Source organism: Mesorhizobium loti R88b (assembly GCF_013170845.1).
GTDB lineage: Bacteria > Pseudomonadota > Alphaproteobacteria > Rhizobiales > Rhizobiaceae > Mesorhizobium > Mesorhizobium loti_B.
The window spans coordinates 6,203,748-6,216,335 of sequence record NZ_CP033367.1 but is presented as its reverse complement, the minus strand read 5'-3'; the positions used below and the strand labels follow the sequence as shown (position 1 = coordinate 6,216,335).

15 protein-coding genes are annotated in these 12,588 nt (G+C 61.8%); 7 read left to right on the top strand and 8 right to left on the bottom strand.

Features of this window, described 5'->3' with window-relative positions; translation table 11 throughout:
* Positions 1 to 111 precede the first annotated feature (111 nt).
* The 7 genes from bchY (at position 112) to pufM (ending at position 5,929) form a co-directional block, all read left to right on the top strand.
* Positions 112 to 1,620 carry a chlorophyllide a reductase subunit Y gene (gene bchY / locus EB235_RS30275; RefSeq protein ID WP_051429889.1) on the top strand — a complete coding sequence of 503 codons (1,509 nt, stop codon included), beginning with the start codon at positions 112 to 114 and terminating at the stop codon, positions 1,618 to 1,620.
* Positions 1,620 to 3,071 (top strand): chlorophyllide a reductase subunit Z, encoded by a 1,452-nt coding sequence (bchZ, locus tag EB235_RS30270; protein ID WP_027033739.1) that lies wholly within the window; start codon positions 1,620 to 1,622, stop codon positions 3,069 to 3,071. Before bchY ends, bchZ begins: the two co-directional genes overlap by 1 nt.
* Before the next feature lie 48 nt (positions 3,072 to 3,119).
* Positions 3,120 to 3,356 (top strand): hypothetical protein, encoded by a 237-nt coding sequence (locus EB235_RS30265; RefSeq protein WP_032926004.1) that lies wholly within the window; start codon positions 3,120 to 3,122, stop codon positions 3,354 to 3,356.
* 164 nt (positions 3,357 to 3,520) lie between these two features.
* Positions 3,521 to 3,739 (top strand): light-harvesting antenna LH1, beta subunit, encoded by a 219-nt coding sequence (gene pufB / locus EB235_RS30260; RefSeq protein ID WP_027033741.1) that lies wholly within the window; start codon positions 3,521 to 3,523, stop codon positions 3,737 to 3,739.
* A gap of 12 nt (positions 3,740 to 3,751) precedes the next feature.
* Positions 3,752 to 3,943: a light-harvesting antenna LH1, alpha subunit gene (pufA, locus tag EB235_RS30255; RefSeq protein WP_027033742.1), complete on the top strand. Its 192-nt coding sequence runs from the start codon at positions 3,752 to 3,754 to the stop codon at positions 3,941 to 3,943.
* Positions 3,944 to 4,072: 129 nt separating this feature from the next.
* Complete coding sequence (gene pufL / locus EB235_RS30250) at positions 4,073 to 4,897, top strand: photosynthetic reaction center subunit L (RefSeq protein WP_027033743.1); 825 nt, start codon at positions 4,073 to 4,075, stop codon at positions 4,895 to 4,897.
* Positions 4,898 to 5,005: 108 nt separating this feature from the next.
* Complete coding sequence (pufM, locus tag EB235_RS30245) at positions 5,006 to 5,929, top strand: photosynthetic reaction center subunit M (protein WP_027033744.1); 924 nt, start codon at positions 5,006 to 5,008, stop codon at positions 5,927 to 5,929.
* 632 nt (positions 5,930 to 6,561) lie between these two features.
* On the opposite strand, the gene EB235_RS30240 is transcribed toward pufM, so the two are convergent.
* From EB235_RS30240 to puhA, 8 genes are all read right to left on the bottom strand, one after another.
* Positions 6,562 to 7,080, bottom strand: coding sequence for an isopentenyl-diphosphate Delta-isomerase (locus EB235_RS30240; protein WP_245268909.1), 519 nt, complete (start codon positions 7,078 to 7,080; stop codon positions 6,562 to 6,564).
* A gap of 74 nt (positions 7,081 to 7,154) precedes the next feature.
* Positions 7,155 to 8,369 (bottom strand): 5-aminolevulinate synthase, encoded by a 1,215-nt coding sequence (gene hemA / locus EB235_RS30235; protein ID WP_027033746.1) that lies wholly within the window; start codon positions 8,367 to 8,369, stop codon positions 7,155 to 7,157.
* Between the two features lie 62 nt (positions 8,370 to 8,431).
* Complete coding sequence (gene puhE / locus EB235_RS30230; protein WP_080680951.1) at positions 8,432 to 9,286, bottom strand: putative photosynthetic complex assembly protein PuhE; 855 nt, start codon at positions 9,284 to 9,286, stop codon at positions 8,432 to 8,434.
* Positions 9,287 to 9,298: 12 nt separating this feature from the next.
* Complete coding sequence (acsF, locus tag EB235_RS30225; protein WP_027033747.1) at positions 9,299 to 10,366, bottom strand: magnesium-protoporphyrin IX monomethyl ester (oxidative) cyclase; 1,068 nt, start codon at positions 10,364 to 10,366, stop codon at positions 9,299 to 9,301.
* Positions 10,363 to 10,665, bottom strand: coding sequence for a hypothetical protein (locus EB235_RS30220; protein ID WP_027033748.1), 303 nt, complete (start codon positions 10,663 to 10,665; stop codon positions 10,363 to 10,365). The genes acsF and EB235_RS30220 overlap by 4 nt, the downstream gene beginning before the upstream one ends.
* Positions 10,662 to 11,117, bottom strand: a complete 456-nt coding sequence (gene puhC, locus EB235_RS30215; protein WP_051429789.1) for a photosynthetic complex assembly protein PuhC — start codon at positions 11,115 to 11,117, stop codon at positions 10,662 to 10,664. Before puhC ends, EB235_RS30220 begins: the two co-directional genes overlap by 4 nt.
* Before the next feature lie 13 nt (positions 11,118 to 11,130).
* Positions 11,131 to 11,802 carry a photosynthetic complex putative assembly protein PuhB gene (puhB, locus tag EB235_RS30210; RefSeq protein WP_032926008.1) on the bottom strand — a complete coding sequence of 224 codons (672 nt, stop codon included), beginning with the start codon at positions 11,800 to 11,802 and terminating at the stop codon, positions 11,131 to 11,133.
* On the bottom strand, positions 11,802 to 12,575 hold the full coding sequence (gene puhA, locus EB235_RS30205) for a photosynthetic reaction center subunit H (RefSeq protein WP_027033749.1): 774 nt from the start codon (positions 12,573 to 12,575) through the stop codon (positions 11,802 to 11,804). Before puhA ends, puhB begins: the two co-directional genes overlap by 1 nt.
* Between the last annotated feature and the right edge of the window lie 13 nt (positions 12,576 to 12,588).

Below are 12,588 nucleotides of genomic sequence, written 5' to 3'. Positions count from 1 at the left end.
ATGAATGAGCGCGCAACCATCGCTGGCGTCGAGACCACCACGGAAGTGGTCTATGACGCCGCCGCAGAGGCCCGGATCGACAATCCGGCGCGCGGCGCGGCCGACGATCAGATGCCATCGCCAGGCACTGACGCCTTGCATGGACCCGCGGAAGGTTCGGGATGTCACGGCGGCAAGGCCGAACTGACGCGCGCCGCCGAAGCGGCCGGCAATGGCGAGCTCATGCAGCGCCTGCGCACCGACTATCCGCAAGGCCCGCACGACCAGCCGCAATCGATGTGCCCGGCTTTCGGTTCGCTGCGCGTCGGGCTGCGCATGCGCCGCACCGCAACCGTGCTGTCGGGTTCCGCCTGCTGCGTCTACGGGCTGACATTCACCTCGCACTTCTATGGCGCCAAGCGCACCGTCGGCTACGTCCCGTTCAATTCCGAGACGCTGGTTACGGGCAAGCTTTATGAGGACATCCGCGAAGCCGTCCACAAGCTTGCCGATCCGCAACTCTACGACACCATCATCGTCACCAATCTCTGCGTGCCGACCGCGTCCGGCGTGCCGTTGCGCGCGTTGCCGAAGGAAATCAACGGCGTGCGCATCGTCGGCATCGACGTGCCGGGCTTCGGCGTGCCGACACATGCGGAAGCGAAGGACGTGCTGGCTGGCGCCATGTTGAACTACGCCAGGCTCGAAGCCGCGGCCGGGCCCGTGCCCGCGCCGAAGAACGTCGCATCGGGAAGGCCGACGATCACGCTGCTCGGCGAAATGTTTCCTGTCGATCCGGTCAGCATCGGCCGCATGCTGGAGCCGCTCGGCCTCGCCGCCGGTCCTGTCGTGCCCACGCGCGAATGGCGCGAACTCTATGGAGCGCTCGACTGCGCCGCCGTCGCCGCCATCCATCCTTTCTACACGGCAAGCGTGCGCGAATTTCATGCCGCCGGCCGCGATGTCGTGGGGTCAGCCCCTGTCGGTGTCGAGGGAACGGCAGCCTGGCTTGACGCGATCGGCGAAGCCTGCGGCATTCCGGTGCGCACCGTCGATGCCGCCAAGGCGCCGATCCTGGCAGCAACGAAGGCTGCGCTCGAAGGGTCGCCCATTTCGGCGCGCATCACTTTGTCGGGCTACGAAGGGTCGGAACTAATCGTCGGCCGGCTGCTGAAGGAATCAGGAGCCGATCTGCGCTACGTCGGCACCGCCTGTCCGAAGACACGCTGGAACGAGGGCGATGCCGAATGGCTCACCGCGCACGGCGTGCATGTCGAGTTTCGCGCTTCGCTGGAAAAAGACATTGCCGCCGTCGACAGTTTCGATCCGGAGCTGGCGATCGGCACCACGCCAGTAGTGCAACACGCCAAGCAGAAAAGCATTCCAGCGCTCTACTTCACCAATCTGATCTCGGCTCGCCCGCTTATGGGTCCGGCCGGCGCCGGTTCGCTTGCCACCGTCATCAACGCCGCTGCCGGCAACAAGGATCGCTTCGACGCCATGACCGCCTTCTTCGAAGGCGTCGGCAAGGACCATACCGCGGGCGTCTGGCATGATCCAAACCGGCTGCCTGACAAGCAAGCCAAAGCAGCGGCCCCGCTGGTCGCGGCAAAATCCTCTGTCACGATGGAGGACTTCTGATGCTGGTTCTCGATCATGATCGCGCCGGAGGTTACTGGGGTTCGGTCTATGTCTTTGCGGCCTTGAAAGGCCTGCAGGTGATCATCGACGGGCCGGTCGGCTGCGAGAACCTGCCGGTGACGTCCGTCCTGCATTACACCGATGCCTTGCCGCCGCATGAACTGCCCATCGTCGTTACCGGGCTTGGTGAGGAAGAGCTCGGCCAGAAGGGCACCGAGCAGGCGATGAAGCGGGCGCATGCGACGCTCGATCCAGCCAAGCCCAGTGTCGTCGTCACCGGATCCATCGCCGAGATGATCGGCGGCGGCGTGACGCCTGAAGGCACCAGAATCATGCGCTTCCTGCCGCGCACGATCGATGAGGACCAGTGGCAGAGCGCCGACCGGGCGCTGGCCTGGCTGTGGAAGGAATTCGGACAGAAGGGCAAGAAGCCGAAGAAGGCCGTGGCAAAGCCGGAAGGTGCCAAGCCGCGCGTCAACATCATTGGCGCCATTTACGGTACCTTCAACATGCCGTCGGATCTGGCCGAGATAAAGCGTCTGGCCGAAGGCATTGGCTGCGACGTCAATCTCGTCTTCCCGCTCGGCACCGACATCGCCGATGTCGGCAAGCTTGCCGACGGCGAGGTCAATATCTGCCTCTACCGCGAATTCGGCCGCAAGCTCTGCGAGGCGCTCGACAAGCCTTATCTGCAGGCTCCGATCGGCCTGCATTCGACGACCGCGTTCCTGCGCAAGCTTGGCGAGCTGACGGGTCTCGATCCCGAGCCTTTCATTGCCCGCGAGAAGATGACGACGATCAAGCCGCTGTGGGATCTGTGGCGTTCGGTGACGCAGGATTTCTACGCCACGGCGAGTTTTGGCATCGTCGCCAGCGAGACCTATGCGCGTGGCATCCGCAACTTCCTGGAAAGCGATATGGGTTTCCCGTGTTCGTTCTCGTTCGCCAGGCGCGCCGGCGAGAAGACGCACAATGACGAGGTCCGCAAGGCGATCCACGAGAAGCAGCCGCTGATCCTGTTCGGTTCGTTCAACGAGCGCATGTATTCGGCGGAGGCCGGAGGGCGTTCATCCTACATCCCAGCTTCGTTCCCGGGCGCCATCATCCGCCGCCACACCGGAACGCCTTTCATGGGCTATGCGGGCGCCACATACCTCATCCAGGAAATCTGCAACGCGCTGTTCGATGCGCTGTTCCGGATACTGCCGCTCGGCACCGATCTCGACAAGGTCGAGGCGACGCCAACGCGCCTGCACCACGAACTACCATGGGATGAGGACGCGCAGGCGCTGATCGACAAGGCGGTCGATTCGCAACCTGTGCTGGTGAGGATTTCCGCGGCCAAGCGCCTGCGTGACCGCACCGAGGAGATCGCGCGCAAGGCGGGCGAGGAACGCGTCACGGCGGCGCGCATGAAACAGGTACTTGGGGCGGAGATGAGCCCTGCCTAAACCGCGCGGCAAGGCGAAAGCCAGGCCGACGATAGAAGGAGGAACGAGATGGCAAGCACGGATTTCGACAGCGAGGCCGCATGTCGGGAACGCTATCGCTGCGATCTGAGGCAGGCGCGTCTCTATTTTGGTGTCGCCTATCCGTTCTGTCTCGCCTTTTCCATAGGCAAGCGCCTGGTGCCGAAGAGCGCAACCGGATGGACCGGCAAGTTGGAGCGTCGCCAATCCGTTTTCCGCGAAGCCAAGGCGGCCGCCGCGAGCATTGTGCCCTTCGCCTTCCGGTGAACGGGACTGGAAGCTGACGCCGCCGCGCCGCGGCTGCTCAGCTCGCAAGGTTTCCGAATGGGCAAACATTCGGAAAAAGTCACGGCCTGAAAAACCGTGGCGAGACTGTGCCGCACGGCTGTCGTGCGGCAAATGGCCGAAAGGCCGAAACGAAGGAGGTTGAAATGGCAGACAATGAAAGGTCCCTCTCGGGCCTCTCGGAGGCCGAAGCCAGGGAATTCCACTCCGTTTTCATGACTAGCTTCTTGGTGTTCGTGGTTATCGCCGCGATCGCTCACGTCCTTGCCTGGATGTGGCGGCCGTGGCTCCCCGGCCCGAAAGGCTATGCATTGCTCGACACGGGCGTCGCCCATGTCAGCGCTCTCGTGTCCATGCTGACATAGGAGGAAAGCGCAATGTGGAGAATTTGGCTTCTATTCGATCCGCGCAGAACGCTGATCGCACTGTTCACGTTCCTGTTCGTGCTCGCACTGGTGATTCATTTCATCTTGCTCAGCACCGACCGGTTCAACTGGCTCGAAGGACCGAAACCGGCTGGAACGCCGGCGGCGTCTCTCATCATCGAACAGACGACGAACGTGGCCTGATCGCGCCTGGTGCGCGATCCAGCCATATGAGAACGGCGCGGGCGGACTGCGCAGGCTACCGCCCGCACCCTGTTTTGAATGGAGCGTTGCTGCGCTCTTGCAAGCCCTTTTTGGGGGGAGGTTACATCGATGGCGATGCTCAGCTTTGAACGAAAATACCGTGTCAGGGGAGGCACGCTGGTCGGCGGCGATCTGTTCGACTTCTGGGTCGGTCCGTTCTATGTCGGTTTCTTCGGGGTGACGACGATCTTCTTTGCGTCGCTTGGCATTGCGTTGATCGCCTATGGCGCCGCGATCGGCCCGACATGGAACCTCTGGCAGATCAGCATCAATCCGCCGGACGAGAAATACGGGCTCAGTTTCGCGCCGCTCAAACATGGCGGCCTTTGGCAGGTGATCACGATCTGCGCGCTTGGGGCCTTTGTCTCATGGGCGCTCAGACAGGCCGAAATCGCCCGCAAGCTTGGCATGGGCCTGCATATACCCTTCGCCTACAGTTTCGCGATCCTGGCCTATTTCACGCTTGAGGTCATTCGCCCTATCCTGCTCGGCGCGTGGAGCAATGCCTTTCCCTACGGGATCATCACCCATCTCGATTGGGTGTCCAACACCGGCTACTCCTATGGCAATTTCCACTACAACCCCGTGCATATGATCGCGGTGTCGTTCTTCTTCACCAACTGCCTGGCGCTGGCGCTTCACGGCTCTCTGATCCTGTCGGCGACCAACCCGAAGAAGGGCGAAACCGTCAAGACGGCCGAGCATGAGAACACCTACTTCCGAGATACGATCGGCTACTCGATCGGCACGCTAGGCATCCATCGCCTCGGCATGTTCCTGGCCATTTCGGCGGCGTTCTTCAGCGCCATATGCATCGTGATTTCCGGTCCCTTGTGGTCGAGCGGCTGGCCGCAATGGTGGGACTGGTGGCAGCGCATCCCGATCTGGAGCTGACGGGCATGACCGCTGGGACAGATCCGCGGAAAACAATGATCGAACGGGAAGCTTCGACCACATTCGCCGTGCACCGGCATGTGGCAGCCTCCGGCAAGGAGATCCTCAATGGCTGAGTATCAAAACATCTTCACGCGCGTTCAGATACGTGGCGGCGTGGATTACGGCGTGCCGCTGGAGCCCGGCATATGGGAGCGGCAGGGTCAACCGCGCTTCTCGTACTGGATGGGAAAGATCGGCGACGCCCAGATAGGCCCCCTGTATCTCGGCACACTTGGGCTGGCGTCGCTGATGTGCGGCTTCGTCGCCATCGAGATCATCGGCCTCAACATGCTGGCGTCGGTCAACTGGAGCCCGCAGGAATTCATCAAGCATTTCTTCTGGCTCTCGCTGCAGCCGCCGCTGCCGAAATATGGGCTCAAGATCCTGCCGCCGCTGAAGGAAGGCGGCTGGTGGCTGATGGCTGGTTTCTTCCTGACCTCGGCGATCCTGCTGTGGTGGGCGCGCATGTACCGTCGTGCAAGGGCGCTTGGCATGGGCACGCATGTCGCCTGGGCGTTCGCCGCGGCGATATGGCTTTATCTGGTGCTCGGCTTCATCCGCCCACTCATGATGGGCTCCTGGAGCGAGGGCGTGCCCTTCGGGATTTTCCCGCATCTCGACTGGACGAACAACTTTTCGCTCAACCACGGCAACCTGTTCTACAACCCATTCCACATGCTTTCGATCGCTTTTCTGTATGGCTCGGCCGTGCTCTTCGCCATGCATGGCGCGACGATCCTCGCCGTCAGCCGCCTTGGCGGCGAACGCGAGATCGAGCAGATCGTCGATCGCGGCACGGCCGCGGAGCGCGCCGCCTTGTTCTGGCGCTGGACCATGGGCTTCAATGCCACGATGGAATCGGTGCACCGCTGGGCCTGGTGGTTCGCAATTCTGTGCCCGCTGGTCGGTGGAATAGGAATCCTTATGACCGGCACCGTGGTCGACAACTGGTTTGAATGGGGTCAGAAGCACGGCCTCGCGCCGATGTAACCGGCATTCCGGATCCGGCAGGTCCCCTCCGGCCGGAACAATCCTGAGTTCGCCGTGCCGCCAGAGCAGCACAGCGAACGAAGGCCGGAACGGTTGGCCCTCCGGCCGTTCCGGACCCGTTCTGACCCGGCCCTTGGCTTTTCAAGGGCCGGGTTTTTTATGCGAAGGGGCGATCGAGACCAATGCTGCTCCTCGGCACATCTGCGATGACGGCTGGTATGCAGATGCCTGGAAATACCTTGTTCGACATCGCTTCAGGCCGGCCATCTTCGAGCAGTATCGAAAGCCACACTTGGATGACCATCGCGTATCCTCCACCTCCTAGGCAATTAGACCACATTGGCCAGATGGGGCACGGACCGTGCCATAGGCGATGAAGAACACCCGCCGCCCGTCCTACGCAGTTTACAGCCCGCCAGTGCTCGGGCTTCCATTCTTGGCTGTCATATTGGCTGCGGATGGAACGGTTACAGCACGACCATTCGATACGGCTGGGGAAGCAGCCGCTTTCAACAAATTGATGGCTTATGGCGAACACCCCTGCAAAGCGGGGAATTAATCTCGGAATTTGTCATGAGGGATCCCAAAAGAGGATGCTTGGGATGAAGCCGGTCTTGTCGTGTTCGGTCGGCTCAAGCGGCCGGCCGAAGCGCCAGCTCATTCCAGCGTTCTAGATAGATCCTGATCCAGGGGGTGAAGTGGTCAGGATTCTGAAGGGCCTGCTGGCGCAATGTCTGTTGGTCGACCCAGGCAACATCCTCGACCTCTTCGTGATTGAAGCCGGATACGTCGAAGGGTGCCGCGACATCGCCGCGAAAGACGTGCACGCGCTCGTTTTCGATCAGTCCGTTGCCGACATCGGCCTGATAGTCGACCACCGCGCGCGGCTGCAGCTCGAGGACAAGTCCGATCTCTTCAAAAAGCCTGCGTCGCGCGCAGTCGGCCGGGCTTTCGCCCCAATGCGGGTGGGTGCAGCATGTGTTGGCCCACAAACCACCGCAATGGTATTTGCCGGCCGCTCGTTTCTGGATCAGCAACTGGTCGCCGGCGAAAACAAAAACCGAAATGGCCAAGTGCCTCTGGCCACGACGGTGCGCGTCCAGCTTGCCGATCGGGAACAGCGAACCATCGTCGGCGATGGCTGGTATCACCAGTGCTTCCTCGCCCGTAGGCGAGCCGGTGACGTCAGCGCCAGCATTCCCGGCCGGGCTTGCAGCGGAATGCCTCATGCCACGGCGCGCGAAATGGCGCAGTGCGACCACAGATCGGAGAGGGCACCGATCAGATGATCGATGTCGGCGTCCGAATGCAGCGGCGAGGGGGTAATCCGCAACCGCTCCGTTTTCCGCGGCACCGTCGGATAGTTGATCGGCTGGACGTAGATGCCGTAATTGTCGAGCAGCAGGTCGCTGATCCATTTGCACTTGACCGGGTCGCCGACCATCACCGGCACGATATGGCTTGGATTTGACATACAGGGGATACCCAGCCGCTCGAGGCGGGTCCTGACCCTCTTGACCCGGTCCTGGTGCCTGGCCCTTTCGAATCCGCTTTCCTTGAGGTGCATGACCGACGCGCGTGCCCCGGCCGCCACCGCCGGCGGCAGCGCGGTGGTGAAGATGAAGCCGGAGGCGAAGCTGCGGATGAAATCGCAGACAGCGGCCGACCCCGCGATATAACCACCGACCACCCCGAAAGCCTTGCCGAGCGTGCCTTCGATGATGGTCAATCGGTCCATCACGCCTTCGCGTTCGGCGATGCCGCCGCCGCGCGGCCCGTAGAGGCCAACGGCATGGACCTCGTCGAGATAGGTCATCGCGCCATGCTTCTCGGCGACGTCCAGGATCTCGCGGATCGGCGCAATGTCGCCGTCCATCGAATAGACGCTTTCGAAGGCGACCAGCTTTGGTACATCGGCGCCGTATTCCGAAAGCAGACGATCGAGATCTTTCGGATCATTGTGCTTCCAAAGCCGTTTTTCGGTTCGGCTGTGGCGGATGCCTTCAATCATCGAGGCGTGGTTGCCTTCGTCGGAAAAGATCACGCAGCCCGGGATGTTGCTGCCCAGCGTCGACAGTGCAGCCCAGTTGGACACATAGCCGGAAGTGAACAGAAGTGCCGCTTCCTTGTGATGCAGGTCGGCGAGCTCACGCTCCAGCAGCACGTGATAGTGGTTGGTGCCGGAGATGTTGCGCGTGCCGCCGGCGCCGGCGCCGCATTTGTCCAGCGCCTCATGCATGGCGGCAATCACCTTGGGGTTCTGTCCCATACCGAGATAGTCGTTCGAACACCAGACCGTGACATCGCTCGTCGTGTTGTCATGGTAGCGCGTAGCGCGGGGGAACCCGCCAGCCTGGCGCTCCAGTTCGGCAAAGACACGGTAGCGCCCTTCTGCGTGAAGGCCGTCGAGCTTCGTGGCGAAAAAGGCTTCGAAGTTCATGGTTTCATCTCCTGCTTTCGTCCCCGGCATGACCGGTCGTTTGCGCCTTCACGCAGTCATCATCAATGCACCGACCGCAGGCTAGCAATCGGAGCGGGCGAATGGGGTTTCGAATGGTCGTGTCTGTGTGCGTCGTGTCGCCTGGCCTCTTGCGGCGGCGCCTGCCGCGATTTCATGCTCCAGTTCCACATCGCCTCTGCCGGAATCGGCAGAACGAGGAACCAGTGCTCGAGTATCGCCAGCACCATCATCGTTGCCAGGAACGTGAAACCGGCTTGTCGAAAGGGATCGACCGCGATCGCCGCCTCGGTCGCTAGGACCGAGCAGATCACCGTCGAGATGGAGACCGAGAACGGAAACAAGAGGTTCATCGGCTTGTTGTTCAGAAAGCTCTTCAGATAGGCGAGGTGCGGCGGCAAAAAATGGGCATTGAGATTGCGCACGCCGAGAAACACATTGAGACGCGCGCTTTCATGCATCCACCACAGGATGACGAACGTCCACAACCCGATCTCGTTGGCGCCGCCCCAGGTCATCGCCACGATTGCCGCGAAGGAGGCCAGTATCGCGAGCTCATGCCACAGGCTGACCTGCAACGCATGGCCGAAATGCGCCCAGCCCGAGCAGCCGTCTTCACAGGCATGCTTGCGCGGTCCGGTGACGTAGCCCATGTAGAAGCTGATTTCATGCCAACCCCAGGCGACGAGCGCGGATGCGAAGGCCACGTAGGCGCCCTTGACCGTGGTGTCGTCCGCGCTGATCCAGAGCCCGTAGAAGGCCGCACCAAGCAGCAGCGTGGCGCCGAGCATGCTCCATTTGAAGGTCGGGCGCGGCAGCCCGTCGAGATAGATTATCGCTCCGGTGGAGAACCACCAGACGAACAGCGCGAACAGGATTGGCCCGATATAGGCTGTCACGCGCCCGCCTCCCTACCAGACCGGCTGCATGCGGCTGGTGTCGGGCAACGCGTTGCCCTTGGCCGGGATCAAGAACAGGCGCGCAAAGATGCGGAACGCCGAGAGGCCGAGGCCCAACCGCTTGACGCGCGCCACGAACCCGGTCTCCTTGGCCATTGCCGAAGCCTTGTCGTTGATGACGCGCAGCTTCTCCAGACCCTTGCGGAATCTCGGATGATCGATGTCGAGCACCAGGGGAAAGACCTGCCTGGATATTTCGTTGGTCAGGTGGAAGACCTTGTAGTCGTATTCGGTGGGATCCATCCCAAGCGCCTTGTGGAACTCCGGCCGCGCATGGTCGCGCACATACATCGTGGCGTAGACCGCGAGCAGGAAAAACCGCACCCAGAGCCGGTTGAGACCCTTCAGATATTCGGGGTTGGCACGCATCAGCAGCGCGAAGGCCTCGCCGTGCCGGAATTCGTCGTTGCACCACTTCTCGAACCATTTGAAAATCGGATGGAAGCGCCGGTCTGGATGCCGCTCGAGGTGGCGGAAAATGGTGATGTAGCGGGCGTAGCCGATCTTTTCCGACAGGTAGGTGGCGTAGAAGATGAACTTGGGCCGGAAGTATGTGTACTTCTTCGCCTTGGTCAGAAAGCCAAGATTCACGCCGATGCCGAATTCCTTGAGCGCATCGTTGATGAAACCGGCATGGCGCGCTTCGTCGCGGCTCATATAGGAGAACAGCCGCACGATTTCCGGATTCTTGCCGCGCTTCTTCATCTCCTTGTACAGAACGCAGCCGGAGAATTCAGCCGTCAGCGAGGAAACCATGAAATCGGTGAATTCGTTGCGCAGCCCTTCAGGCAGTGCCTCGAAGTCGATGCGGTCCCAGTTCTCGTTCTGCTTGAAGTGACCCTTGTTCGGATCGCTCTCCATTTCGGCGAGCAGCTCGTCCCATTCCTTGCGCACGCCCGATACGTCCATCTTGTCCATGGCGTCGAAATCGGTGGTGTAGAAACGGGGCGACAGCAGCGTCGATTCGCGCGCCATGCCATAGGTGTCCTTGGCCCGCAGCGACATTTTTTCGATGGTCATAGCTTTTCTCCCGAAGAGAAGCTGAACTCCAACAGTTCCATGAATTCGAAATCGCCGGTCATCATGACCCACAGGCGCTCCGGCGCGCTTGCCTTGGTCACCGTCGCCATGCGCCGAAGGATGCGTCGCTCGCCATAGGGAACGATGATCTCGCCGCCCTGCACATGCACTTCATCGCCGGGCTCGACGGTCACGCCTTCGAGTTCGACATGCGCATGCAGGCTTTCCCAGGTATGTTCGATCTCGATCGTGCAAGGCACGTCGACGACCTTCTTGCCCAGTCTCAGAGCCTCGATCATTGGGTTGTCCTTTTCTGGTCGATCAGTTCGGCGAAGACGCCTTCATTGGAGGGGCCGAAGGCGTTGAGAAGCATGGTGCGGCCGGTCAAGCCGTCCTGCAGATAGAGGGCGCCATTGTTCATCCTGGTCAGCGTGAATGGCACCTCGCTGTCCAATCCCTTCTGCTTGCGCTCAGTGGCGAAGCTGCGCATCGTCACCCGGATGAAGCCGCCGGCGCCAGGAACGATGCGTTCGATTTCATTGCCTGTCGCGGCGTCCGATGCCACGACGGTGCCGTCCGGCAGATCGCTGAAACGCAGCTCGACTATGCGTTTGACATTGGCCGGATCGATGAATTCGGGCACCGGATCGTGGCGTGTCAATGCCACCAGGACCACTGCGGTGGCGATGAGACAGCCGCAGGCGATCGCCGGCTTTCTCTGCGGATCCCTTGCGGTTGCGGTCTGGCCCATCTTCCACTCCCTTTCAGGCTGCGATCGTTGCACCCGCCGGCATCGGCGCGTGACCCTTGGCTGCGATTTGCGTGCGAACCGGGCGTGCACCGGCAACGCCAGCATCGGCTTCCAGTGCCTTCGCCAACATCGGCGCTACCACGTCGGCATCGCTCAGGCACCGCAGCATGGGCTGCGGGTTGCTGATGTTCCAGGGCCGCGTATTCGGCCACAGCACTAGCCATGCGACCCGGTTGGGCTTGACAACGGTCAGTGCGATGCTGCCGATGCCATTGCCGGCTTTGGTCACCGAAGCGGTCTCGATCAGCGACAGCGGCAGGTTAAGCGTCACCGGCAACGCCAGGCCGGACCGGATCACGATCCGCTTCGTCGTCAGCGTGTAGATGGTGCCGCGCGCGTAGAGGAACGCAAGTAGGCACAGGATGGCGATGGCGCCGCCCGCCACGCCGACAAGCCAGGCCGAATGCGACAGCATCGCGGCAAGGCTGGCGCCGGCCCTGCTGGCGGACGTCAGGTCCCAGGCCAGCAAGAGAGCGAAATACACAGCCACCTTGCGGATGTGGAATGCCGCGAAGGAAAGCGGGCGCCATTCAGGCGAGCCTTGCCAGAGCATCGTCTCTCCCTTTGGGAGCTTTTCCGGCAGCCCTGGAATCGGCTCGAATGCGTAGTCGTCATGATCTTCCATCACAGCAGCGGCTCCGTCCGCTTTGGCGTTGCATAGAGATGGCCACCGGCGAAGTAGGCGCAGATCCGGTCCTCTTCGAGGAAAGTCACGGAGTCCGGCGCCTTGATGCGCGGTGCTTTGGCGAATTGCGCCGCCAGGATAGACTTCACCTTGACGTGGCGCCCCTTCGTCGGCGTGCCAGAGATCCTGGCCAGGTTCATTGGGACCAGCAGCGCGCCGGTGCCCGGTCCAGCGTCGACTTCCAGGTAGCGCACGACATGTTCGGCGCGGTCGACCCAGATGTCGGTGACCGTTCCGGCGGCCTTGTTGTCGGCGCCGAACACCGTCATGCCGCGCGGGTCCGGGTCGCCGCTTGCCACCGAATAATGGCCATCGGCGCGTGTCGGCACGATCTTGTTCTTGCCGTCCCAAGTCTGGTCGGGATGGTCGGCGCGTTCGGCCCAGGCAGCCGGTCCGACGCCATCGACGAGAGGGTCACCGGTCGGAACCATCGGAGCGCCCGGCCAGTTGCCGACGCGCCGTGCCGCCACCGGGCGTTCATCGCGCTTGTAGTTGGGAGTGGTCACCGTGCTGCCGTCGCGGAGGCGATAGGTCTTCTGCCTTGGCATAAGCAGGAAGCCGCGATCCTTGACCTTGCCGTTCGGATCGGATTCCAGCGGATAGCCTTCGCGGCGGTCCTCCCTGCGCAGCCAGAAGATAAGTCCGGCGAAGAAGGCCCAGAAAACATAGAGGGCAACCTGCGGAACGTCGATGTAAGAAGTTATGTGACCCATGTCCTGTCTCCCA

Bases quoted from the DNA above. Each gene is read 5' to 3' on its own strand.
- bchY (WP_051429889.1), top strand. From the start codon at position 112: ATGCCATCGCCAGGCACTGACGCCTTGCATGGACCCGCGGAAGGTTCG.
- bchZ (WP_027033739.1), top strand. From the start codon at position 1,620: ATGCTGGTTCTCGATCATGATCGCGCCGGAGGTTACTGGGGTTCGGTC.
- EB235_RS30265 (WP_032926004.1), top strand. From the start codon at position 3,120: ATGGCAAGCACGGATTTCGACAGCGAGGCCGCATGTCGGGAACGCTAT.
- pufB (WP_027033741.1), top strand. From the start codon at position 3,521: ATGGCAGACAATGAAAGGTCCCTCTCGGGCCTCTCGGAGGCCGAAGCC.
- pufA (WP_027033742.1), top strand. From the start codon at position 3,752: ATGTGGAGAATTTGGCTTCTATTCGATCCGCGCAGAACGCTGATCGCA.
- pufL (WP_027033743.1), top strand. From the start codon at position 4,073: ATGGCGATGCTCAGCTTTGAACGAAAATACCGTGTCAGGGGAGGCACG.
- pufM (WP_027033744.1), top strand. From the start codon at position 5,006: ATGGCTGAGTATCAAAACATCTTCACGCGCGTTCAGATACGTGGCGGC.
- hemA (WP_027033746.1), bottom strand. From the start codon at position 8,369: ATGAACTTCGAAGCCTTTTTCGCCACGAAGCTCGACGGCCTTCACGCA.
- acsF (WP_027033747.1), bottom strand. From the start codon at position 10,366: ATGACCATCGAAAAAATGTCGCTGCGGGCCAAGGACACCTATGGCATG.
- EB235_RS30220 (WP_027033748.1), bottom strand. From the start codon at position 10,665: ATGATCGAGGCTCTGAGACTGGGCAAGAAGGTCGTCGACGTGCCTTGC.
- puhC (WP_051429789.1), bottom strand. From the start codon at position 11,117: ATGGGCCAGACCGCAACCGCAAGGGATCCGCAGAGAAAGCCGGCGATC.
- puhB (WP_032926008.1), bottom strand. From the start codon at position 11,802: ATGGAAGATCATGACGACTACGCATTCGAGCCGATTCCAGGGCTGCCG.
- puhA (WP_027033749.1), bottom strand. From the start codon at position 12,575: ATGGGTCACATAACTTCTTACATCGACGTTCCGCAGGTTGCCCTCTAT.